This is a genomic window from Pseudomonas sp. Con_6 (assembly GCF_059379395.1).
Genome location: NZ_CM182011.1, coordinates 4,906,492 through 4,925,518, shown reverse-complemented (window position 1 = coordinate 4,925,518; position 19,027 = coordinate 4,906,492). Strand labels below are relative to the sequence as shown.

The window sequence follows — 19,027 nt, the reverse complement described above, 5'->3', positions numbered from 1 at the left end:
ACCAGCAGAAAGAGGCCACCTTCGGGTGGCCTTTTTCGTTTCCCGACGCGGACCTTCGCAGGCAAGCCAGCTCCTACATAAGGGCCCGTGCCGCTTGATGTGGCGCAACCGTTTGCGACATTCAGGTTCACTCATCGGACAAACCGACCCGAAACCGTGCGCCAGAGCGGCAAATTGAGTACCATGCGCGTTCATTCGTGTCCGCTGCCCAAAAGGCCGCGCCACGCTATAAAAGTCCGCCTCAATCAGGGTGGAAAAAACATTTCCCTAACCCAAGGGGAAATCCCTCTCTAAATTCCGATTTACGCAGTGTGGTATTTCCTTAAATGAAAGTTTTGAAAGGCCAGGACATCCTGGCGCTTGGCTTCATGACGTTCGCGTTGTTCGTCGGGGCCGGCAACATCATTTTCCCGCCAATCGTCGGCTTGCAATCCGGACCGCATGTCTGGATGGCGGCCATCGGCTTCCTGGTGACCGCCGTCGGCCTGCCAGTGGTCACCGTGATCGCCCTGGCCAAGGTCGGCGGCGGCATGGACGAACTGAGCAGCCCGATCGGCAAGATCGCCGGTGGCCTGCTTGCTGCTGCAGCGTACCTCGCGGTCGGTCCGCTGTTCGCCACGCCGCGTACTGCTACCGTGTCCTTCGAGGTGGGTGTTGCACCGCTGACCGGTGAGAGCCCGCTGGCGCTGTTCATCTACAGCCTGGTGTACTTCACCGTGGTGCTGGCCGTGTCCATGTACCCGGGCAAGCTGCTCGATACCGTCGGCCGCTTCCTCGCCCCGCTGAAGATCATCGCCCTGGCCGTGCTCGGCATCGCTGCTTTCGCCCTGCCAGCCGGTACCATCGGTGATGCACAGCCGGCCTACGTCGCCGCGCCGTTCTCCCAAGGCTTTATCCAGGGTTACTTGACCATGGATACCCTGGGCGCGCTGGTGTTCGGCATCGTCATCGTCAATGCGATCCGCTCCCGTGGCGTCGAGTCGCCGCGGCTGATCACCCGTTACGCGGTGATCGCCGGCCTGATCGCCGGTGTCGGGCTGACCCTGGTCTACGTCAGCCTGTTCCGCCTCGGTGCCGGCAGCCATGACATCGCCGCTACCGCCACCAATGGCGCGGTAGTGCTGCATGCCTACGTCCAGCACACCTTCGGCTCCCTGGGCAGCGGCTTCCTGGCTGTACTGATCGCCCTGGCCTGCCTGGTCACCGCGGTCGGCCTGACTTGCGCCTGCGCCGAGTACTTCAGCCGCCTGCTGCCGCTGTCCTATCGGGCGTTGGTGGTGCTGCTGGCAGGGTTCTCGTTGCTGGTGTCGAACCTGGGCCTGACCAAGCTGATCATGTTCTCGGTGCCGGTACTCACCGCCATCTATCCGCCGTGCATCGTGCTGGTCGGCCTGAGCTTCTGCAAAGGCATGTGGCATTCGCAGACCCGCATCATGGCTCCGGTCATGGCGGTGTCGCTGATCATTGGTACCATCGATGCACTGAAGGGTGCCGGCTTCAACATGCCGGAATCCTTCGCCCACCTGCCGCTGAGCGAGCAGGGCATGGCCTGGCTGGTGCCGTGCGTGGTGACCCTGGTGGTTGCCGTGGTGTGCGACCGCATGCTCGGCAAGCCGCGCGAAGTGATCGCCTGACGTGATGCCTGCAGGCGGACGAGGCCACAAGCCATGAACGTCCGCCAGAGGTGATTGCGCGAAGCCCCGCCTTCTACCAAGAAGGTGGGGCTTTTTCATGCACGCGCGGTCCTTCGCAGGCAAGCCAGCTCCTAGAAGCGGTGTGTCTTTTCTTGTTGGTGGGCGTCGAATGGCCGTCTCTCCCGATCAGGACCGTCCATGAGCTTCATCGAAACCAACCTGACCAACCTGCTGGCTGCGCTCTGGTTCATCGTCTGCTGGGGTGGCTACACCCGCTACGCCATCTGGAAGGGCCGCGACACCGCGTGCCTGGCCAGCGTGATGCACCTCTACCGGGAAGACTGGATGCGCCGCATGCTCCTGCGCGATAACCGCATCGCCGACGCCAGCGTGATCGGCAACCTGGAGCGCAACGCCTCGTTCTTCGCTTCCAGCACGCTGATCATCCTCGCCGGTATCCTCACTGTGCTCGGTGCCTCGGACCGCGCGTTGTCGCTGCTGGCCGACCTGCCACTGGTACAACAGACCTCGCAGAGCATGTCGGAAATCAAACTGTTATGCCTGGCGGTCGTGTTCGTCTACGCCTTCTTCACTTTCAGCTGGTGTATGCGCCAGTACAACTTTGCCGCCGTGCTGGTGGGCTCGGCGCCCATGATCGGCGAGCGCCAGGTCAGCGAGCAGGAGCGCAAGGCCTTCGCCGCACGGGCGGCACGTGTCATCTCGTTGGCGGCGAACCAGTTCAACTTCGGTTTGCGCTCGTATTATTTCGGCATGGCGTTATTAAGCTGGTTTGTCAGTCCCTGGGCGTTCGTGGCGATGAGTACGGGAGTGGTATTGATTCTCTACCGCCGTGAGTTCCACTCGGATGTTCTGGACGTGATGGTGTTTACGCCGACCGAAGCGACGACAGCTGAAACGATTAATGAGGCAAATACCTGACCGTCACGAAAACCAGCCATAAAAAAACCCGACCTGAGTCGGGTTTTTCTATTCCAGCAGTAATTACTGCTTGGCTGGCTCAGCCGGAGCGGCTGGTGCCGGGGTAGCCGGTGCTGCTTCTGGAGCCGGAGTAGCTGGAGCGGCTTCTTCAGCGGCTTTTTGTTCAGCTTCGGCGGAATCTTTGGCGGCTTCGGCGTTTTCTTTAGCGGCCTCGTTCACTTTATCCTGAGCTTCGTCCATCTTCTGCTGGGCTTGCTCGGCATGTTTCTGAGCATCTTGAGCCTTGTTCTCGCTGGCTTTGTCGCAAGCGGCGAGACCCAGGGCAGCGGCGAGCATGACGGCATAAGCAAAAGGTTTACGCATGGGGTGTTTCTCCTTGTGGAATAGCATTACTTAAACCGTTTGAGTTGTCCCTTGTGGTTTAAGTTCCGCGCACGATACAGATATATAAGTTACGGATCCATATAGACTTTTTGCTGGCCTTATGCAGGTCCGCACAATGATGGAGAAAAGTTAGGAAATGAATGAAACGCCGTTGCTGCACCGCGCCATACGCTTCCTTTCCGCTTTGCGTCATTGTCAGAAATTGAACATGCAAGTTCATTCCGCCGATGCCGAAGGTATTGTCCTGCGCTTGCCGTACTCGCCCTCGATCGTCGGTAACCCGCAGACTGGAGCCATCCACGGCGGTGCCATCACCACCCTGATGGACACTGCCCTGGGCATGGCCACCCTCTGTTCGCTGCCCGAGTTCGAGGTGTGCCCGACCCTCGACCTGCGCATCGACTACATGAGTCCCGGCGTCGCCGACCAGGACGTGTTTGGCCATGCCCAGTGCTACCGGGTCAGCCGCGACGTGATCTTCATCCGCGGCACCGCCTATCAGGACGACCCCGAGCAGCCCATCGCCCAAGTGGTCGGCACCTATATGCGCCTGGGTAAGGACATCAAGGGCGGCCTCAACTTCGCCCGCAAGCTCAAGGGAGATGCGCAATGATCCCCGCCGACATCCACCAGCAACTGCGCGAGGCACACAGTCGCGGCGATTACTCCGCCTTGCTGCAACTGATCCCCTATGCCGGCCTGATCGGCATCGAATGCAGCCGCGACGGCGACGACCTGCTGTTCCGTCTGCCAGCCAACCCGGACAACATCGGCAACCCGCTGCTGCCGGCCATCCATGGTGGCGTGATCGCCGGCTTCATGGAGCTGTCGGCGGCGCTGTACCTGCTGATCTTCAGCGAGAGCGCGAGCATTCCGAAGATCATCGACTTCTCCATCGACTACCTGCGCGCCGGTCACTTCCGCGACACCTGGGCCCGTTGCCAGCTATGGCGCCAGGGTCGTCGGGTGACCAACGTGGCGATAACCGCCTGGCAAGGCGATGTCAATGAGCCCATCGCCACGGCCCGCGCGCATTTCAAGATCAAAGAGCTGGCCGCGCCCTTGAAATAGTCCGTGGCGGCCCCATCTGCTGTTCATCCCGCCGCGACTGGCGTCGTGCGAGCCCGGAAGGCCGCCTGCCAGCGTGACCAATGCCATCAGATCGGAGTTTTGAAGACCATGAGTGTGGAGACTCAAAAAGAAACCCTGGGCTTCCAGACCGAGGTGAAGCAACTGCTGCACCTCATGATCCATTCGCTGTACTCGAACAAGGAAATCTTCCTCCGCGAGCTGATTTCCAACGCCTCCGACGCCGTCGACAAGCTGCGTTTCGAAGCGCTGGCCAAGCCAGAGCTGCTCGAAGGTGGCGCCGAGCTGAAGATTCGCGTCAGCTTCGACAAGGACGCCAACACCGTCACCCTCGAAGACAACGGCATCGGCATGAGCCGCGACGAAGTGATCGCGCACCTCGGTACCATCGCCAAGTCCGGCACCGCCGACTTCATGAAGAACCTCACCGGCGACCAGAAGAAGGACTCGCACCTGATCGGTCAGTTCGGCGTAGGCTTCTATTCTGCATTCATCGTCGCTGACCAGGTCGACGTGTTCAGCCGCCGTGCCGGTGCGCCGGCCGCCGAGGGCGTGCACTGGTCGTCGAAAGGCGAGGGCGACTTCGAAGTCGCCACCGTCGAGAAAGCCGAGCGCGGCACCCGTATCGTCCTGCACCTGAAGAAGGGCGAGGAAGAGTTCGCCGACGGCTGGCGCCTGCGCAATATCGTCAAGAAGTACTCCGACCATATCGCCCTGCCGATCGAACTGCCGAAGCAGGCCGAAGCCGCCGAAGGCGAAGAGAAGCCGGCCGAGGAATGGGAAACCGTCAACCGCGCCAGCGCCCTGTGGACCCGTCCGCGTACCGAGATCAAGGACGAGGAATACCAGGAGTTCTACAAGCACATCGGCCATGACTTCGAGAACCCGCTGGCCTGGAGCCACAACAAGGTCGAAGGCAAGCTGGAGTACAACTCGCTGCTGTACGTCCCGGCCCGCGCACCGTTCGACCTGTACCAGCGCGAAGCGCCACGCGGCCTGAAGCTGTACGTGCAGCGCGTGTTCATCATGGACCAGGCGGAATCCTTCCTGCCGCTGTACCTGCGCTTCATCAAGGGCGTGGTCGATTCCAACGACCTGTCGCTGAACGTCTCCCGCGAGATCCTGCAGAAAGACCCGATCATCGATTCGATGAAGTCGGCGCTGACCAAGCGCGTGCTGGACATGCTGGAGAAGCTGGCGAAGAACGAGCCCGAGCAGTACAAGGCGTTCTGGAAGAACTTCGGTCAGGTCCTCAAGGAAGGCCCGGCGGAAGACTTCGCCAACAAGGAGAAGATCGCCGGCCTGCTGCGCTTCTCTTCCACTCATGAAGAGGGCGGCGAGCAGAACGTCTCTCTGGCTGACTACCTGGCGCGCGCCAAGGAAGGCCAGGACAAGATCTACTTCCTCACCGGCGAGTCCTACGCGCAGGTGAAGAACAGTCCGCACCTGGAAGTCTTCCGCAAGAAAGGCATCGAAGTGCTGCTGCTGACCGACCGTATCGACGAGTGGCTGATGAGCTACCTCAACGAGTTCGACGGCAAGAGCTTCGTCGACGTCGCCCGTGGCGACCTGGACCTGGGCAAGCTGGACTCGGAAGAGGACAAGAAGGCCCAGGAAGAGATCGCCAAGGACAAGGAAGGCCTGGTGGAGCGCCTCAAGGCCGCGCTGGGCGACAGCGTCAGCGAAGTGCGCGTGTCGCACCGCCTGACCGACTCGCCGGCGATCCTCGCCATCGGTGAACAGGACCTAGGCCTGCAGATGCGCCAGATCCTCGAAGCCAGCGGACAGAAGGTCCCGGACTCCAAGCCGATCTTCGAATTCAACCCGAGCCACCCGCTGATCGAGAAGCTGGACAACGAGCAGAGCGAAGACCGTTTCGCCGACTTCTCGCACATCCTCTTCGACCAGGCGGCGCTGGCCGCCGGCGACAGCCTGAAGGACCCGGCCGCTTACGTGCGCCGGCTGAACAAGCTGCTGGTCGAGTTGTCGGTTTGATGTAGTTGCAGGAAAGCCCGCTTCGGCGGGCTTTTTTCATGGTGCAAGGAGAAGAAATCGATGAGCAATGTCACGATCGAATCGCTGGTTTACCACGTCGACGGCCAGGCGTATGAAAGCCGCCTGCTGTACACCCACGGTGCGCAGCAGCCGGCGCTGGTGATGGCGCCGAACTGGATGGGCATCAGCGAAGGCGCCGAGCGCATCGCTCGCGCGGTGGCCGAGAAAGGCTACGTGGTGCTGATCGCCGACCTCTATGGCCAGTCGGTGCGTCCGCAGAACGCTGAGGAGGCGGGTGCGGCGATGATGCCGCTGAAGAACGACCGTGCCGAATTGCGCAAGCGCATGCAGGCGGCGGTGGCGCAATTGCTTGGGCAGTCGAAGGCGGTGCTGAGCCCGGGCAAGCTGGCGGCGTTCGGTTTCTGCTTCGGTGGTTGCTGTGCCCTCGAGCTGGCCCGCGATGGAGCGCCGCTGCAAGCGGCGGTGTCGTTCCATGGCACCCTGGATACGCCGAACCCGGCGGATGCGAAGAACATCAAGGGCTCGGTGCTGGTGTTGCACGGTGCGGCCGATCCACTGGTGCCGAAGGAGCAACTGCCGGCGTTCGAGGCCGAGATGGATGCTGCCGGGGTGGACTGGCAACTGACCAGCTACGGCGGCGCGGTGCACTCGTTCACCGATCCTGGGGCGAATGTGCCGGGCAAGATGATGTACGACGCGCGGACCGCCAAGCGGGCATTCGCGGCGATGCATGATCTGCTGGACGAAGTGTTCAAGGCCTGAGGGCCTCATCGCGGGCAACGCCCGCTCCCACAATGGATCGGCGTACGACGGACACTGTGGGAGCGGGCGTTGCCCGCGATGACTGATTTCAGGGCAACTCGATTCTTCCGGACTCACCCGGAACCACCGGCCAATCCCCGGCCGCCCACATCTCCCGGGCCTTCTCGATCAACCCCGGATCGCTCGCCACGAAATTCCAGTTCATCCGCCGTGGCCCATCCAGCGGCGCGCCGCCGATGATCGCCAGATGGCACTCGCCATCGGCGTACAGGCTCGCTTCCTCGCCCTCTGCCAGCACCACCAGAGTCTGCGCCTCCAGCGCCTCGCCATCCAGGCTCGCCTCGCCGGACAACAGATATACCGCCCGCTCGCGATGCTCGGTCGGCACGCACAGTGTCGTCGCCGCCTCCATGAACACCTCTGCATACAGGGTAGGGGAAAGCACCGGCACCGGCGATTCCAGGCAGAAGCCGCTGCCGGCGATCATGCGGATCTGCACCCCCAGTGCCTCGCTCACCGGTAGGGCGGTTGCGCTGTGATGGCTGTAGTGCCCATTCCCTTGCTCCCACTCCTTTGGTGAGGCCAGCCACACCTGCAGGCCATGCAGTCGCGAACCTCGTTCCAGCAGGTCTGCTGGCGTGCGCTCCACATGTGCGATAGCCGCCCCGGCGGTCATCCAGCTCACCTCGCCGGGCCGCACCCGCTGCTCCGAGCCGAGGCTGTCCTTGTGCAGCAATTCCCCTTCGAACAGATAGGTCAGGGTCGACAGGCCGATATGGGGATGCTGGCGGATATCCATGCCGTGCCCGGGCGCGTAGTCGGTTTCCAGCATATGGTCGAAGAATACGAACGGGCCGACACTGCGGCATTTCGCCGACGGTAGCGGCCGCAGGATCGGTTGGCCCTCCACCGATTCGGCGCGGGGACGGATGATCAGTGGCGAGGTCATGGTGCGGCTCCAGCAAGGACAACGTGGCCCTAGCATAGCGAACCGCCGTAGGCGGCGCGCGGTCTACCCTGTCCGAAGCATGGCGAAGGAGGGTAGGAATGTTAGGTAGGACCTTTGGCGGAATGCTGTTCGCCGGTGTGCTGATGATCGATGCCCAGGCGCGGGACTATCGCTACAGCGACGCGCATCTGCACTACGTCGATTTCTTCCAGGAAAGTGAGGGCATGCCGGCGCTTCTGGAGGCCATGGACAAGGCGGGCATCGAGCAGTCGATGATCAGCGGCATCCCCGTGGCGAAGAAATGGCACGAGGACGAACCCAAGCGCCCGCGCTACTACGCTGGTGACGACGCCGACGCCTACTGGTACAGCGCGACCGACACCTATGTCGCTGCGGCACTGGAAAAGCTGCCGCCAGAGCAACGCAATCGCTTTCACCCGTTCCTCACCGGCTTCAACCCGGTGGACAAGAACGCTGTGACTCACATCGAGCGCATGCTGGAACTGTATCCCGGGTTGTGGCAGGGCATCGGCGAGGTCTTCACCCGTCATGATGACCTCACCGCGCTCACCAGCGGTGATACGCCCAGGGCCAACAACGAGGCGATGACACTGATCTACCATCTGGCTGCCGAGCGGGACTTGCCGGTGCTGCTGCATTCCAACATCACCTCCAAGCGCGAGCGCAACCCGCTGTACCTGGCGGAGATCGAGGAGCCGCTGCGCAACCACCCGCACACCCGGTTCATCTGGGCCCATGCTGGCAGCAGCATGGAGATCCATCGGCACCAGACGCAGATGGACTTTCTCCTCCCGACGCTGGAACGTCTGCTGGAAGACTATCCGAACCTCTATGTGGACCTCTCCTGGAGCATGCTGCAACCTTACCTGCTCGATGACCAAGGCAAGCCACAGGATCAGTGGCTTGCCTTGGTCAAGCGTTTTCCCGAGCGGTTCATGCTCGGTTCTGACGTGGTCGGGCGTTTCGGCAGTCTTGGCGAGCAGTTGCACGGCTTCGAGCCATTCCTCGACGCCTTGCCCGAGGACATCGCGCGCAAGGTGGCCCGCGACAATTTCCTCATGGTGCTGCCGAAGCCGCGTTGAGCGGGGTTGTCATCAGCCTGTCATGCTCGAGTCAAAGTCTGCCGCGATCCACAACAAAAGAAGCGCAATATGTTGATGAGCCGTTTTAGCGCCCTGGTCGGGCTGATATGCATCGCTAGCCTGGCCTATGAGCTCACCGAGCATCACGAAGCCGTACCGGGCGAGTGGCACTTCATGGTGTTCCAGGGTGATCGCCTGCTGGCAGAGAAACGTTTCACTATGCGCTGAAACCTCGCGGTGACTTTACTGTCGCAATCATAAGGCGATTTGATATCACTATTTCTTCTTACGCAAAAACTCTACGGTCCGATACCTTCTAAAAGGATTTGTCAGCTGCCGACCTGTGCAGTGCTTTTCCGGAAGGAACCGATCGATGAGTCTTAGAAGCTTGAACATAGCGCCGCGGGCGGGTTTGGGGTTCGGCTTGCTGGCGCTGTTGGTGGTGACACTGGGATTGTTCGCGTTGGCGCAGATGGCCAGCATGCGCGAACAGTCCGACCAGGTGGAGAGCAACTGGCTGCCCAGCGTGATCAACGTCGGACAGATGAGTCAGGACATGCTCCGCATCCGCGCCCTGACCCTGCGCCTGCTGGTCAACCGCGATCCGGTGGCGCAGCGGCAGAACATGGAGCGCATCGAATCCCTCAAGCAAGGTCTGAACAAGGCGCAGAACGACTACAGCGTGCTGATCGTGCTACCCGAAGAGCGAACCCTTTTCGCCCGTTATCTCGAGCTGCAGAAGCAGTACCTCGACATGCAGCGGCAGGTGATGGAACTGGCGACCAGTGCTCAGGTCGATGAGGCAGCGAAGGTAGTCAACGGTGAAATGAACCAGTTGGCCGACACCCTTACCGCCACCCTTAACCAGTTGATCGACCTCAACAACCAGCATGCCCACATGGCTACCGACAAGGCGCAGACAGTGTATGTCAGCGCGCGGCTGTGGGTTATCGTCCTTCTCTCGGGAGCGCTGGTGCTGACGGTCATCCTTGCTTATGTGCTGACGCGCAGCATCGTCAACCCGCTGGCGCAGTCGCTGCAGGTGGCCGAAGTGGTCGCTACCGGCGATCTGACCCCGCAGATCAGTATCCAGGGGCGCGATGAGCCCGCGCGCCTGCTGGTGGCGTTGAAGAAAATGCAGCAGAGCCTGCGCGATACCATCGGGCGCATTTCCGACTCGTCGAACCAACTGGCCTCTGCCTCGGAAGAACTCAGCGCGGTGACCGAGGATGCAACCCGTGGCTTGCAGCAGCAGACCCAGGAAATCGAACAGGCGGCCACTGCGGTGAATCAGATGACCGCAGCAGTGGAGGAGGTGGCCAGCAATGCCGTGGCCACTTCGGAAGCGTCCCGCGAATCCGATCGCATCGCCCGCGAGGGCCAGGTCCGGGTGCAGCAGACCGTGGTGTCCATCGAAGCGCTGGCGGCAGGGGTAAGTACCAACGTCGACGAGGTAGGGCAGTTGGCGGAGCAAGTGCACGGGATTTCCAAGGTGCTCGATGTGATCGGTTCGATCGCCGAGCAGACCAACCTGCTGGCACTCAATGCCGCGATCGAAGCGGCGCGGGCCGGGGATGCAGGGCGAGGCTTCGCCGTAGTGGCGGACGAGGTGCGGGCCCTGGCTCATCGCACTCAGCAGTCGACCCGGGAAATCGAGCAGATGATCGAGGGTATCCAGCAAGGCACTGATCGCGCCGTGGGTGGCATGCAGCAGACCCGCGAGCGGGCGCGCAATACCCTGGATGGTGCTCATGCGGCTGGGGCGGCATTGGAGGAAATTGCTGCGGCGATCAGCCGGATCAACGAGCGCAACCTGGTGATCGCCAGTGCCTCGGAGCAGCAGGCGCAGGTGGCGCGCGAGGTGGATCGCAACCTGACCAATATCCGCGACCTGGCCTTGCAAAGTTCGGCGGGGGCTAGCCAGACGGTGGAGGCGAGTCAGGCGTTGTCGCAGTTGGCGGTAGATCTGAACACGTTGGTGCGGCGTTTTTCGGTGTAAGGCTTGAGGGGCTCATCGCAGGCTTCGAGGTCCAAAAACAAAAACGCCCCGAACCAGTCGGGGCGTTTTTATCGGTAAGGGATGACCCCTTACTTGCCTTCCCAGCGCTTCAGCACCAGGGTGGCGTTGGTGCCGCCGAAACCGAAGCTGTTGCTCATTACGGTGTCGATCTTGGCGTTTTCGCGGGTTTCGCGCAGGACCGGCAGGTCGGCGACTTCCGGATCCAGCTCGTCGATGTTGGCCGAGCCGGCGATGAAGTTGCCTTCCATCATCAGCAGGCAGTAGATCGCTTCGTGCACGCCAGCGGCGCCCAGGGAGTGGCCGGACAGGCTCTTGGTCGAGCTGATGGCCGGAGCCTTGTCGCCGAACACTTCACGCACGCCTTTCATTTCCGCGACGTCGCCGACCGGGGTCGAGGTGCCGTGGGTGTTCAGGTAGTCGATCGGGGTGTCGACGGTGGACAGCGCTTGCTGCATGCAGCGGATCGCGCCTTCGCCGCTCGGGGCAACCATGTCGTAGCCGTCGGAAGTGGCGCCGTAGCCGACGATTTCCGCGTAGATCTTGGCACCACGAGCCAGGGCGTGTTCCAGCTCCTCGACCACCACCATGCCGCCACCGCCAGCGATGACGAAGCCGTCACGGTCGGCGTCGTAGGCGCGGGAGGCCTTGCTCGGGTCTTCGTTGCGCTTGGTCGACAGGGCGCCCATGGCATCGAAGAGGAACGACTGGCTCCAGTGCTCTTCTTCACCGCCGCCGGCGAACACGATGTCCTGCTTGCCCCACTGAATCTGCTCCATCGCTGTGCCGATGCAATGTGCGGAAGTGGCACAGGCAGAGGAGATCGAGTAGTTGATGCCCTTGATCTTGAACGGGGTGGCCAGGCACGCGGAGACGGTGCTGCCCATGGTGCGGGTCACGCGGTACGGACCAACGCGCTTGACGCCTTTCTCGCGCAGGGTGTCCAGCGCTTCCATCTGGTTCAGGGTCGAGGCGCCGCCGGAGCCGGCAACGAGGCCGGTACGCGGGTTGGAAATCTGCTCTTCGGTCAGGCCGGAATCCTTGATCGCGTCCTGCATCGCCAGGTAGGCATAGGCTGCGGCATGGCCGACGAAGCGGTAGACCTTGCGGTCGATCAGTTCTTCGAGGTTAAGGTCGATGGAGCCGGAAACCTGGCTGCGCAGCCCCATTTCCTTGTATTCCGGGTTGAAACGGATGCCCGGACGGCTTTTACGCAGGTTTTCGGAGACGGTCTCTTTGTCATTGCCCAGGCAGGAAACGATGCCCAGACCGGTGATTACGACGCGGCGCATGCGAATAACCCTTAGAAATTGTCAGTGGAGGTGAAGACACCGACGCGAAGACCTTCGGCGGTGTAGATCTCGCGACCGTCGACGCTGACCGAGCCATCGGCGATGGCCATGTTCAGCTTGCCCTTCAGGACGCGCTTGATATGGATGTTGTACGTAACCTTCTTGGCCGACGGCAGTACCTGGCCGAAGAACTTCACTTCGCCCGAACCCAGGGCGCGGCCGCGGCCCGGCAGGCCTTGCCAACCGAGGAAGAAACCAACCAGCTGCCACATGGCGTCGAGGCCCAGGCATCCCGGCATTACCGGGTCGCCTTCGAAGTGGCAGGCGAAGAACCACAGGTCCGGATTGATATCCAGCTCGGCGACCAATTCACCTTTGCCGTACTTGCCACCCTCGGCACTGATGTGGGTGATGCGATCCACCATCAGCATGTTGGGGGCGGGCAGTTGCGCGTTACCTGGGCCGAACAGCTCACCGCGACTGCAGCGCAGCAGGTCTTCCCGGGTAAAGGCGTTTTGTTTGGTCATGCGAGCTCCTCAATAATCCTCGTGCGGCACGGGGCAGTTCTTCCCGATCCGTCCCAGAGCCCTTGGCCTGAGGCGGCAGCCTACTCATAGACTATTGCGTTGTAGTGAAAGTCACAGCACAGCGGACGAAGATGTACACTTGTGCACTGAAATTTTTCCGACAGACCTTTCTTAGGTCAGTTCCGGCCTCTAAGACTGCCGCAATTTAGCATTATTCGCCAGTCGCGACTGCTTGATCGGGTAGCCAACGGTGCAGAATCTGCTGCAAATCGGTCCGTTTGAAGGGCTTGGCCAGGTAATCGTTCATTCCGGCCGCCATGCAGCGTTCGCGGTCGCCCTGCAACGCGTTGGCGGTCAGGGCGATGATCGGCACCTCACGGCCCTGGGGCATTTGCCGCAGGCGTCGGGTCGCCTCGTAGCCATCGACGACCGGCAGGCGGCAATCCATCAGCACTGCGGCGAAGCGCTGGCGGGCCACCAGGCTGATGGCCTGGGCGCCATCGGCGGCAACGCAGACCTCGAAACCCAGGCTGCGCAGCATGGCCTGGATCACCGCCTGGTTGACCGGATTGTCCTCCACCAGCAGTACCGAACGACCTCTGACACCGCTATCTGTCGCGGTATCGCCCGGCAGGGCGGCCGGGCGCTCGCGCGGGCGCAGCGTCAGAGGCATCTCCAAGGTAAAGGTGGAGCCTTCGCCTTCGCGGCTTTCGGCACGCAGGCTGCCGCCCATGCGCTCGGCCAGGTTACGTGCGATGGACAGGCCCAGGCCGGTGCCGCCATAGCGCCGGGAAATCGAGCTGTCGGCTTGCTGGAAGGCGACGAACATGGTTTCCAGGCGGGCGTTGTCGATGCCGATGCCGGTGTCGCGCACGGCACAGGTGAACCAGATCAACTGTCGGTCGAGCACCTGCCAGCGCGGCATTATCCGCACGCTGCCATGTTCGGTGAACTTCAGCGCGTTGCCGATCAGGTTCACCAGCACCTGGCGGATCCGCGTCGGGTCACCGCAGACCTGCAGTTGCTCCATGCCTTCCGGCATGTCCAGCGCCAGGGCCAGTTGGCGCTGTTGCGCGGCATGCAGAAATGATTGCACACAATTTCCGATCAATTCGGCCAGATTGAAGTCGATCTGTTCCAGTTGCAGCGCCGTGCGTTCGATGCGCGAGAAGTCGAGAATATCGTTGATGACCTTGAGCAGGTGCCCGGTGGATTCAGTAGCCACCGCGCTGTATTCCGCCTGTTCGTCGCTCAGTTCGGTGGTCTGCAACAGTTGCAGCATGCCCAGCACGCCGTTCATCGGAGTGCGCAGTTCGTGGCTCATCATCGCCAGGAATTCCGATTTGGCCTTGTTCGCCTGTTCGGCCTCCTCGCGGGCTTGGGCCATCTGTGCCATTGCCTGCTGCTGTTCATGGGAGGCAAGGGCCAGGCCAGTGGCGAGGTTGTTGATATGTCGCGCCAGGTGCCCCAGCTCGCTGTCGTCCACCACCGGCAGCGGCGTGTCGAAGTCACCTTTCTGGATCGCCTTGACCGCGTGGCCCATGTCGGCGATCGGCGTCGACAGGCTGCGCGCCAGGCGCCGGGCGAGAAGAAAGGTGAAGAGCAGGGCGAACAGGGCGAGGATCCCGGCCTTGATCACGATTTCCTGCTGGCGCTGGCTGAAGGCGTCATCGGACATGCCGACGATCACCCGGCCCAGATAGTCGTCGGCGGTGATGCTCGGCGCTGCCTGGCCGTTACTGATGAAATCGCTGTCGAGGCTGATGCGCTGCAGGCGGATCGGCGCCTGGAACACTTCCACTTGTTGCGCACGGTTGACGTGCTCGTCGGGCTGCTCGACGTAGACCAGGATGTGGTTGGCGTTGTCCTGGACTTCCAGGAAGCGCACATGGGGAATGCTCAGGGTGGCGCGCATCAGGCCTTCCAGCACTTCATCGTTGCCGGAGATCACCCCGTACTCCGAGGCTGGGGCCAACTGGTTGGCGATCAATTGCCCGGTGTGGTTCAGTTCCTGGCGCTGGTCCTGGATCCGCACGAAGGTGAAGAAACTGATCAACAGCAGGGTCAGCACCAGCGCCGGGCCGAGGCTGATGATCTGGGTACGGGTACTGATATCCCAGCTTTTCATCGGGCGGATTCTCCTGCGGACACGGCCTGGCCGGCCGCGTCGGGATCGATCGATTCGATTCCCAGGGCGCGGGCCACCTGCTGGTTGCCGGAAACGCTGAAATGTTCGGGGTAATGGGCGCGTGGCCATTTCTCCGCGGGCTGGTCGAGCAGACGATCTAGCACCGCCAACCAGGCGTTCTGGTCGCTGAGGGTGCTGGCCAGGGCGCCGGCGCGGACGAAGCCGGCGTTCGGTCCGATCAGCGCCATCTGCCGCGAGTAGGCGCTGAGCAGCACGTTCTTCGCGGTCTTCGGGTTGTACAACTGAGGGTCGTCGAGGCCCAGCAGCACATCGGTGTCCTTGAGCAGGGTCTGCAACGGCCGATTGTCGCGCAGGTCGGGCCAGGGCTGGGCGTCGATTTCCAGGCCCAGCGGCCGTGCGGCATGACGCAGTTCATCGAGCAGGAAGCGGCTTTGCTCGCTGTACAGCACGCCGACCCGGCGCGCCTGCGGCAGCAGGTAGTGGATCAGGCGCAATTGCCGCTCCAGCGGTGGGTCGCTCCACAACAGGCTGAGGTAGGGAGGACGCAGGCTGCCGAGTCGTTGCTGAGCCTGGACCCGGCTGATGCGCAGCACCAGCGCCGGCGGCCCGGCGGGCTCGCGCAGGCGCCAGTCGAGGGCTTCGGGGTCGAGCAGGATCAGGCGTGTGTCGCTTTTCAGATGGGCGGGCGAGGGCAATTGCGCCAGGGGCACGAAGTGCACCTTGTCCGCCGGGCGGCGGGCGCCCAGGGCCTCGACGAAATCGCGAACGCCGCTGCTGTCCTGCGCGCCGGTGAGCAGAATCTCGCCAGCCGCGAGCGCTGCCAGGGGCCAGAGCAGGACCAGGAACAGGCAGCGCCGCCACAGGCGCATCAGAATTCCAGCTCCGCGCTGAAGAACAGCAGGTGGCGACTGTCGTAGCGGTTGTCGAGGGTGGTGGTCGGCTGGTTGTCGAGGCGTTGCTGAACGGTACCGGCCAGTTCCAGGCTACCGCCGTCCAGGGTGAAGCGCTTGGCGACGCGCAGGTCCACACGTTCGAAACGATACTGGTTCAGGGCGTCGTCTCCGTAATAGAAGAGGGCGCTGGACCAGCCCTTGCCCCAGTCACGCATCCAGCCGGCGGAGCCGCTGTTGCGCGCGCTGAGGCGCTGGTCGTCGGGGTTGCTGGCCGCGGCGTCGACGTAAGCGTAGGTCAGGCGCAGACGGTCGGCGGGTGTCAGGCGCCAGTCCAGTTGCGCCTCGCTACCCTGGAACCGGGCCTTGTTGCTGTTGCTGGCGATGTACTGGTTGTTCTTCAGCGGTTCGCTGATCATCCGGTTGATCTCGTCATAGAACAGCTTGAGGTCGACGCTCAGGTCGAGGTCGGCGAAATAGCCGTTGTAGCCCAGCTCTCGCGAGCGCATCAGCTCCTGGTCGAGGTTGCCCGGGCCTCGGGTTTTGACGAAGTACTCGGCCGTGCTCTGGCCGAACGCTGGTGGCGACAGGTTGCTGACCCGGTAACTCCAGTTGACGTTGTTCTCGAACATGTCCGGCGAGCGCACTGCCTCGGAATACACCGCGCGCAGGCCATGGCGCGGGGTGATCAGGTAGTTCACCGCCACCCGTGGGGTCAGCGAGTCGCGGGCCAGCCGCGAGTTCTCGTACATGGCCCCGCCCTGGACGATCCAGTGTTCGTCGACGCGCCATTCCAGCTGGCCGAACAGGCGCCAGGTCTGGTCATCGAGGCTGCCGTTGAAGTAGGTCTCGGAGTCGGCGCGATCGTAGCGGTAATTGGCGCCGCTGAGCAGGCGCAGGTTGTCGGCCAGGCTCAGGGTGTCCTGGATTTCCAGGTCGTAGCGGGTTTCCCGGGTGCTTTGATCGACGTCGCCGCAGACTACGTCGTTGCCTTCCTTTCTAAACTTGAGCCATTGCTCCTTGACCCGATCGGCAAGGTGTTCTTCCTCGCTGGTTCCTGGCGGTCGGTCCTTGTTGATATTTCGCGCCACCTTCTCGGCGTAGTCCGGGTTGAGCTGCCACAAGCGGGTCAGTTCCGGGCTGAAGGCAATCTGCGCATCGCAGGCACGCCACACCTGCTGGCGGTCCCAATGCTGCGCCGAGCCCTGCACGTAGAGGCTGTGGCTCGGATCGAAATCGATGTTCCAGCGCACCGAGCCGGCGTAGTCCTTGGCCTTGACGTCGGCGTTGTCGCCGCGCTCGGTGACGTAGGGGAAGACCGGCTGGTAGGTATAGGGTCGCTGGTTGGTCCCTTCCTTGGCCGACAGTTGCCAGTCGATGCTCTGGCTTGGGTCCAGGGTGTGGCTGGCGCTGATGTTGAAGCGGGTCAGGCGCCGGCTGTCGCGGTAATCGTCGCCGAAGCGGTTCTTGTCGAAGCCGTCGTCCTGCATCCCGGACAGCGACAGGCGCAGGTCGCCGCCGTCCCAGCCCATGCCCTGGCTGGCGTAGAAGTCGTCGATGCCGCGCTGCCCGCGGGTCACCTTGAGGCGCGTGCCGTGGCTGTCTGCCGGGGTACGGGTCAGGATGTTGACCACCGCCATCAGCGCATTGGCACCGTAGCTGACGGTATTCGGTCCGCGGAACACTTCGATGCGCTCGATGTCTTCCATGGCCAAGGGAATGTCGCTCCAGTCCACCGTGGCAAGGCCTGCGCGGTACACCGAGCGGCCGTCGATCAGCACCTGCATGCGCCGCGCGTCGTTGACGTTGCTGCCGTGGTAGTTGACCGTCGGTTGGTTGCCGGCGCCATAGCCGATCATCATCCCTGGCACCAGGCGCAGCAGTTCGGGGATGTCGCGGGCGCCGCTGGCGCGGATCAGTTCGGCATCGAGCACGGTCATGCTGCCAGGTACGGCGGCGGGGGATTGTTTCAGGCGGGTGGCGGTCAATACTTCGGGCAGGGCCTGGCTGTCGACGAACAGATCGTCGGCGCAGACCGGCCCGCCGAGCAGTGCGGCCAGCAGCAGGACAGGGTGTGAAGGGCGTGGGCCAGGGAGCACGAGGCGGCCTTGATCGAGTAGACAAACCGGCATGTTAACCGAGTAGCCGGCATTTTCCAGTGATCTGGCGCTGGTGGTGACACCGGCGCTCCGTATAATGCCGGCTTCGCCACTTATTTATGGTTTGAACGGATTGGATATGACTGAACAGCAACCTGTTGCGGTTCTGGGAGGCGGAAGTTTCGGCACCGCCGTGGCGAACCTGCTGGCCGAGAATGGCGTCGGGGTACGGCAATGGATGCGCGACCCGGAACAGGCCGAGGCCATGCGCACCACCCGGGAGAATCCGCGCTATCTCAAGGGCATCAAGGTCCACCCGGGCGTCGACCCGGTCAGTGACCTGCTGCCGGTCTTGCAGGGCAGCGAGCTGATCTTCGTGGCCCTGCCGTCCAGCGCCCTGCGCGCGGTGCTGGCGCCCCATGCCGAGCTGCTCGAAGGCAAGCTGCTGGTCAGCCTGACCAAGGGCATCGAGGCGCACTCCTTCAAGCTGATGAGCCAGATCCTCGAAGACATCGCGCCCAAGGCGCGCATCGGCGTGCTGTCCGGGCCGAACCTGGCGCGGGAGATCGCCGAGCATGCGCTGACCGCCACCGTGGTCGCCAGCGAGGACGAGGAACTCTGCCAGCGCGTCCAGGCCGTGCTGCACGGCCGCACCTTCCGCGTCTACGCCAGCAACGACCGCTTTGGCGTCGAGCTGGGCGGGGCGCTGAAGAACGTCTACGCGATCATCGCCGGCATGGCGGTGGCGTTGGGCATGGGCGAGAACACCAAGAGCATGCTGATCACCCGTGCGCTGGCCGAGATGACCCGCTTTGCTGTCAGCCAGGGGGCCAACCCGATGACTTTCCTGGGCCTGGCGGGGGTCGGCGATCTGATCGTCACCTGTTCCTCGCCCAAGAGCCGCAACTACCAGGTCGGCCATGCCCTCGGCCAGGGCCTGAGCCTGGAGGAGGCGGTCAATCGCCTCGGCGAGGTGGCTGAAGGGGTCAACACCCTCAAGGTGCTCAAGGCCAAGGCCCAGGAAGTCCAGGTGTACATGCCGCTGGTGGCCGGGCTGCACGCGATCCTGTTCGAGGGCCGCACGCTGAACCAGGTCATCGAGCTGCTGATGCGTGGCGAGCCGAAGACCGACGTCGATTTCATTTCCACCAGTGGTTTCAACTGAGCCAGACAGGAG

At 62.7% G+C, this 19,027-nt stretch carries 16 protein-coding genes and 2 pseudogenes; 11 read left to right on the top strand and 7 right to left on the bottom strand.

Annotated elements, in window-relative coordinates; genetic code table 11:
- Positions 1 to 326 precede the first annotated feature (326 nt).
- Together brnQ and AC5QPF_RS21870 are read left to right on the top strand one after the other, a co-directional pair.
- Positions 327 to 1,634 carry a branched-chain amino acid transport system II carrier protein gene (gene brnQ / locus AC5QPF_RS21875; protein WP_494959854.1) on the top strand — a complete coding sequence of 436 codons (1,308 nt, stop codon included), beginning with the start codon at positions 327 to 329 and terminating at the stop codon, positions 1,632 to 1,634.
- Positions 1,635 to 1,832: 198 nt separating this feature from the next.
- Complete coding sequence (locus tag AC5QPF_RS21870) at positions 1,833 to 2,573, top strand: DUF599 family protein (protein WP_494959853.1); 741 nt, start codon at positions 1,833 to 1,835, stop codon at positions 2,571 to 2,573.
- A 63-nt stretch (positions 2,574 to 2,636) separates the two neighbouring features.
- Here AC5QPF_RS21870 and AC5QPF_RS21865 read toward each other — a convergent pair whose 3' ends face one another.
- Positions 2,637 to 2,936 carry a hypothetical protein gene (locus tag AC5QPF_RS21865; protein ID WP_458978210.1) on the bottom strand — a complete coding sequence of 100 codons (300 nt, stop codon included), beginning with the start codon at positions 2,934 to 2,936 and terminating at the stop codon, positions 2,637 to 2,639.
- Positions 2,937 to 3,093: 157 nt separating this feature from the next.
- Between AC5QPF_RS21865 and AC5QPF_RS21860 the strand changes: the two genes are divergently transcribed.
- The 4 genes from AC5QPF_RS21860 to AC5QPF_RS21845 all read left to right on the top strand — a co-directional run bounded on the left by AC5QPF_RS21860 (position 3,094) and on the right by AC5QPF_RS21845 (position 6,824).
- Entirely contained in the window at positions 3,094 to 3,570 is a 477-nt protein-coding gene (locus AC5QPF_RS21860) for a hotdog domain-containing protein (protein ID WP_494959852.1), read from the top strand.
- A complete protein-coding gene (locus AC5QPF_RS21855) occupies positions 3,567 to 4,028 on the top strand; it encodes a hotdog domain-containing protein (RefSeq protein WP_494959851.1) in 462 nt (153 codons plus the stop codon). The genes AC5QPF_RS21860 and AC5QPF_RS21855 overlap by 4 nt, the downstream gene beginning before the upstream one ends.
- A gap of 108 nt (positions 4,029 to 4,136) precedes the next feature.
- The gene (gene htpG, locus AC5QPF_RS21850) at positions 4,137 to 6,041 is read left to right on the top strand and encodes a molecular chaperone HtpG (RefSeq protein ID WP_494959850.1); all 1,905 of its coding nucleotides are present in this window, start codon (positions 4,137 to 4,139) and stop codon (positions 6,039 to 6,041) included.
- Positions 6,042 to 6,101: 60 nt separating this feature from the next.
- Positions 6,102 to 6,824 carry a dienelactone hydrolase family protein gene (locus tag AC5QPF_RS21845; protein WP_494959849.1) on the top strand — a complete coding sequence of 241 codons (723 nt, stop codon included), beginning with the start codon at positions 6,102 to 6,104 and terminating at the stop codon, positions 6,822 to 6,824.
- An 88-nt stretch (positions 6,825 to 6,912) separates the two neighbouring features.
- Here AC5QPF_RS21845 and AC5QPF_RS21840 read toward each other — a convergent pair whose 3' ends face one another.
- On the bottom strand, positions 6,913 to 7,773 hold the full coding sequence (locus AC5QPF_RS21840; RefSeq protein ID WP_494959848.1) for a pirin family protein: 861 nt from the start codon (positions 7,771 to 7,773) through the stop codon (positions 6,913 to 6,915).
- Positions 7,774 to 7,871: 98 nt separating this feature from the next.
- Here AC5QPF_RS21840 and AC5QPF_RS21835 point away from each other — a divergent pair, with 98 nt between their 5' ends.
- From AC5QPF_RS21835 to AC5QPF_RS21820, 4 genes and pseudogenes are all read left to right on the top strand, one after another.
- The gene (locus AC5QPF_RS21835) at positions 7,872 to 8,876 is read left to right on the top strand and encodes an amidohydrolase family protein (protein ID WP_494959847.1); all 1,005 of its coding nucleotides are present in this window, start codon (positions 7,872 to 7,874) and stop codon (positions 8,874 to 8,876) included.
- 120 nt (positions 8,877 to 8,996) lie between these two features.
- Positions 8,997 to 9,104: pseudogene (locus tag AC5QPF_RS21830) on the top strand (DUF3859 domain-containing protein); the annotation flags it as partial.
- 145 nt (positions 9,105 to 9,249) lie between these two features.
- Positions 9,250 to 9,972: pseudogene (locus AC5QPF_RS21825) on the top strand (MCP four helix bundle domain-containing protein); the annotation flags it as partial.
- A gap of 39 nt (positions 9,973 to 10,011) precedes the next feature.
- A complete protein-coding gene (locus tag AC5QPF_RS21820; RefSeq protein WP_494964229.1) occupies positions 10,012 to 10,875 on the top strand; it encodes a methyl-accepting chemotaxis protein in 864 nt (287 codons plus the stop codon).
- An 89-nt stretch (positions 10,876 to 10,964) separates the two neighbouring features.
- On the opposite strand, the gene fabB is transcribed toward AC5QPF_RS21820, so the two are convergent.
- The 5 genes from fabB to AC5QPF_RS21795 form a co-directional block, all read right to left on the bottom strand.
- Positions 10,965 to 12,185, bottom strand: coding sequence for a beta-ketoacyl-ACP synthase I (gene fabB / locus AC5QPF_RS21815; protein WP_494959846.1), 1,221 nt, complete (start codon positions 12,183 to 12,185; stop codon positions 10,965 to 10,967).
- 11 nt (positions 12,186 to 12,196) lie between these two features.
- On the bottom strand, positions 12,197 to 12,712 hold the full coding sequence (gene fabA / locus AC5QPF_RS21810; protein ID WP_330074247.1) for a 3-hydroxyacyl-[acyl-carrier-protein] dehydratase FabA: 516 nt from the start codon (positions 12,710 to 12,712) through the stop codon (positions 12,197 to 12,199).
- 211 nt (positions 12,713 to 12,923) lie between these two features.
- Positions 12,924 to 14,840 carry a response regulator gene (locus tag AC5QPF_RS21805; protein ID WP_494959845.1) on the bottom strand — a complete coding sequence of 639 codons (1,917 nt, stop codon included), beginning with the start codon at positions 14,838 to 14,840 and terminating at the stop codon, positions 12,924 to 12,926.
- Complete coding sequence (locus AC5QPF_RS21800) at positions 14,837 to 15,730, bottom strand: ABC transporter substrate-binding protein (protein WP_494959844.1); 894 nt, start codon at positions 15,728 to 15,730, stop codon at positions 14,837 to 14,839. The genes AC5QPF_RS21805 and AC5QPF_RS21800 overlap by 4 nt, the downstream gene beginning before the upstream one ends.
- Positions 15,730 to 17,883, bottom strand: a complete 2,154-nt coding sequence (locus AC5QPF_RS21795) for a TonB-dependent receptor domain-containing protein (RefSeq protein WP_494959843.1) — start codon at positions 17,881 to 17,883, stop codon at positions 15,730 to 15,732. Before AC5QPF_RS21795 ends, AC5QPF_RS21800 begins: the two co-directional genes overlap by 1 nt.
- A gap of 106 nt (positions 17,884 to 17,989) precedes the next feature.
- Between AC5QPF_RS21795 and AC5QPF_RS21790 the strand changes: the two genes are divergently transcribed.
- The gene (locus AC5QPF_RS21790) at positions 17,990 to 19,015 is read left to right on the top strand and encodes an NAD(P)H-dependent glycerol-3-phosphate dehydrogenase (protein ID WP_494959842.1); all 1,026 of its coding nucleotides are present in this window, start codon (positions 17,990 to 17,992) and stop codon (positions 19,013 to 19,015) included.
- The last annotated feature ends 12 nt before the right edge of the window (positions 19,016 to 19,027 follow it).

What these genes read in the sequence shown, in the direction of transcription:
- brnQ (WP_494959854.1), top strand. Translation starts at nt 327, where the DNA reads ATGAAAGTTTTGAAAGGCCAGGACATCCTGGCGCTTGGCTTCATGACG.
- AC5QPF_RS21870 (WP_494959853.1), top strand. Translation starts at nt 1,833, where the DNA reads ATGAGCTTCATCGAAACCAACCTGACCAACCTGCTGGCTGCGCTCTGG.
- AC5QPF_RS21865 (WP_458978210.1), bottom strand. Translation starts at nt 2,936, where the DNA reads ATGCGTAAACCTTTTGCTTATGCCGTCATGCTCGCCGCTGCCCTGGGT.
- AC5QPF_RS21860 (WP_494959852.1), top strand. Translation starts at nt 3,094, where the DNA reads ATGAATGAAACGCCGTTGCTGCACCGCGCCATACGCTTCCTTTCCGCT.
- AC5QPF_RS21855 (WP_494959851.1), top strand. Translation starts at nt 3,567, where the DNA reads ATGATCCCCGCCGACATCCACCAGCAACTGCGCGAGGCACACAGTCGC.
- htpG (WP_494959850.1), top strand. Translation starts at nt 4,137, where the DNA reads ATGAGTGTGGAGACTCAAAAAGAAACCCTGGGCTTCCAGACCGAGGTG.
- AC5QPF_RS21845 (WP_494959849.1), top strand. Translation starts at nt 6,102, where the DNA reads ATGAGCAATGTCACGATCGAATCGCTGGTTTACCACGTCGACGGCCAG.
- AC5QPF_RS21840 (WP_494959848.1), bottom strand. Translation starts at nt 7,773, where the DNA reads ATGACCTCGCCACTGATCATCCGTCCCCGCGCCGAATCGGTGGAGGGC.
- AC5QPF_RS21835 (WP_494959847.1), top strand. Translation starts at nt 7,872, where the DNA reads ATGTTAGGTAGGACCTTTGGCGGAATGCTGTTCGCCGGTGTGCTGATG.
- AC5QPF_RS21820 (WP_494964229.1), top strand. Translation starts at nt 10,012, where the DNA reads ATGCAGCAGAGCCTGCGCGATACCATCGGGCGCATTTCCGACTCGTCG.
- fabB (WP_494959846.1), bottom strand. Translation starts at nt 12,185, where the DNA reads ATGCGCCGCGTCGTAATCACCGGTCTGGGCATCGTTTCCTGCCTGGGC.
- fabA (WP_330074247.1), bottom strand. Translation starts at nt 12,712, where the DNA reads ATGACCAAACAAAACGCCTTTACCCGGGAAGACCTGCTGCGCTGCAGT.
- AC5QPF_RS21805 (WP_494959845.1), bottom strand. Translation starts at nt 14,840, where the DNA reads ATGAAAAGCTGGGATATCAGTACCCGTACCCAGATCATCAGCCTCGGC.
- AC5QPF_RS21800 (WP_494959844.1), bottom strand. Translation starts at nt 15,730, where the DNA reads ATGCGCCTGTGGCGGCGCTGCCTGTTCCTGGTCCTGCTCTGGCCCCTG.
- AC5QPF_RS21795 (WP_494959843.1), bottom strand. Translation starts at nt 17,883, where the DNA reads ATGCCGGTTTGTCTACTCGATCAAGGCCGCCTCGTGCTCCCTGGCCCA.
- AC5QPF_RS21790 (WP_494959842.1), top strand. Translation starts at nt 17,990, where the DNA reads ATGACTGAACAGCAACCTGTTGCGGTTCTGGGAGGCGGAAGTTTCGGC.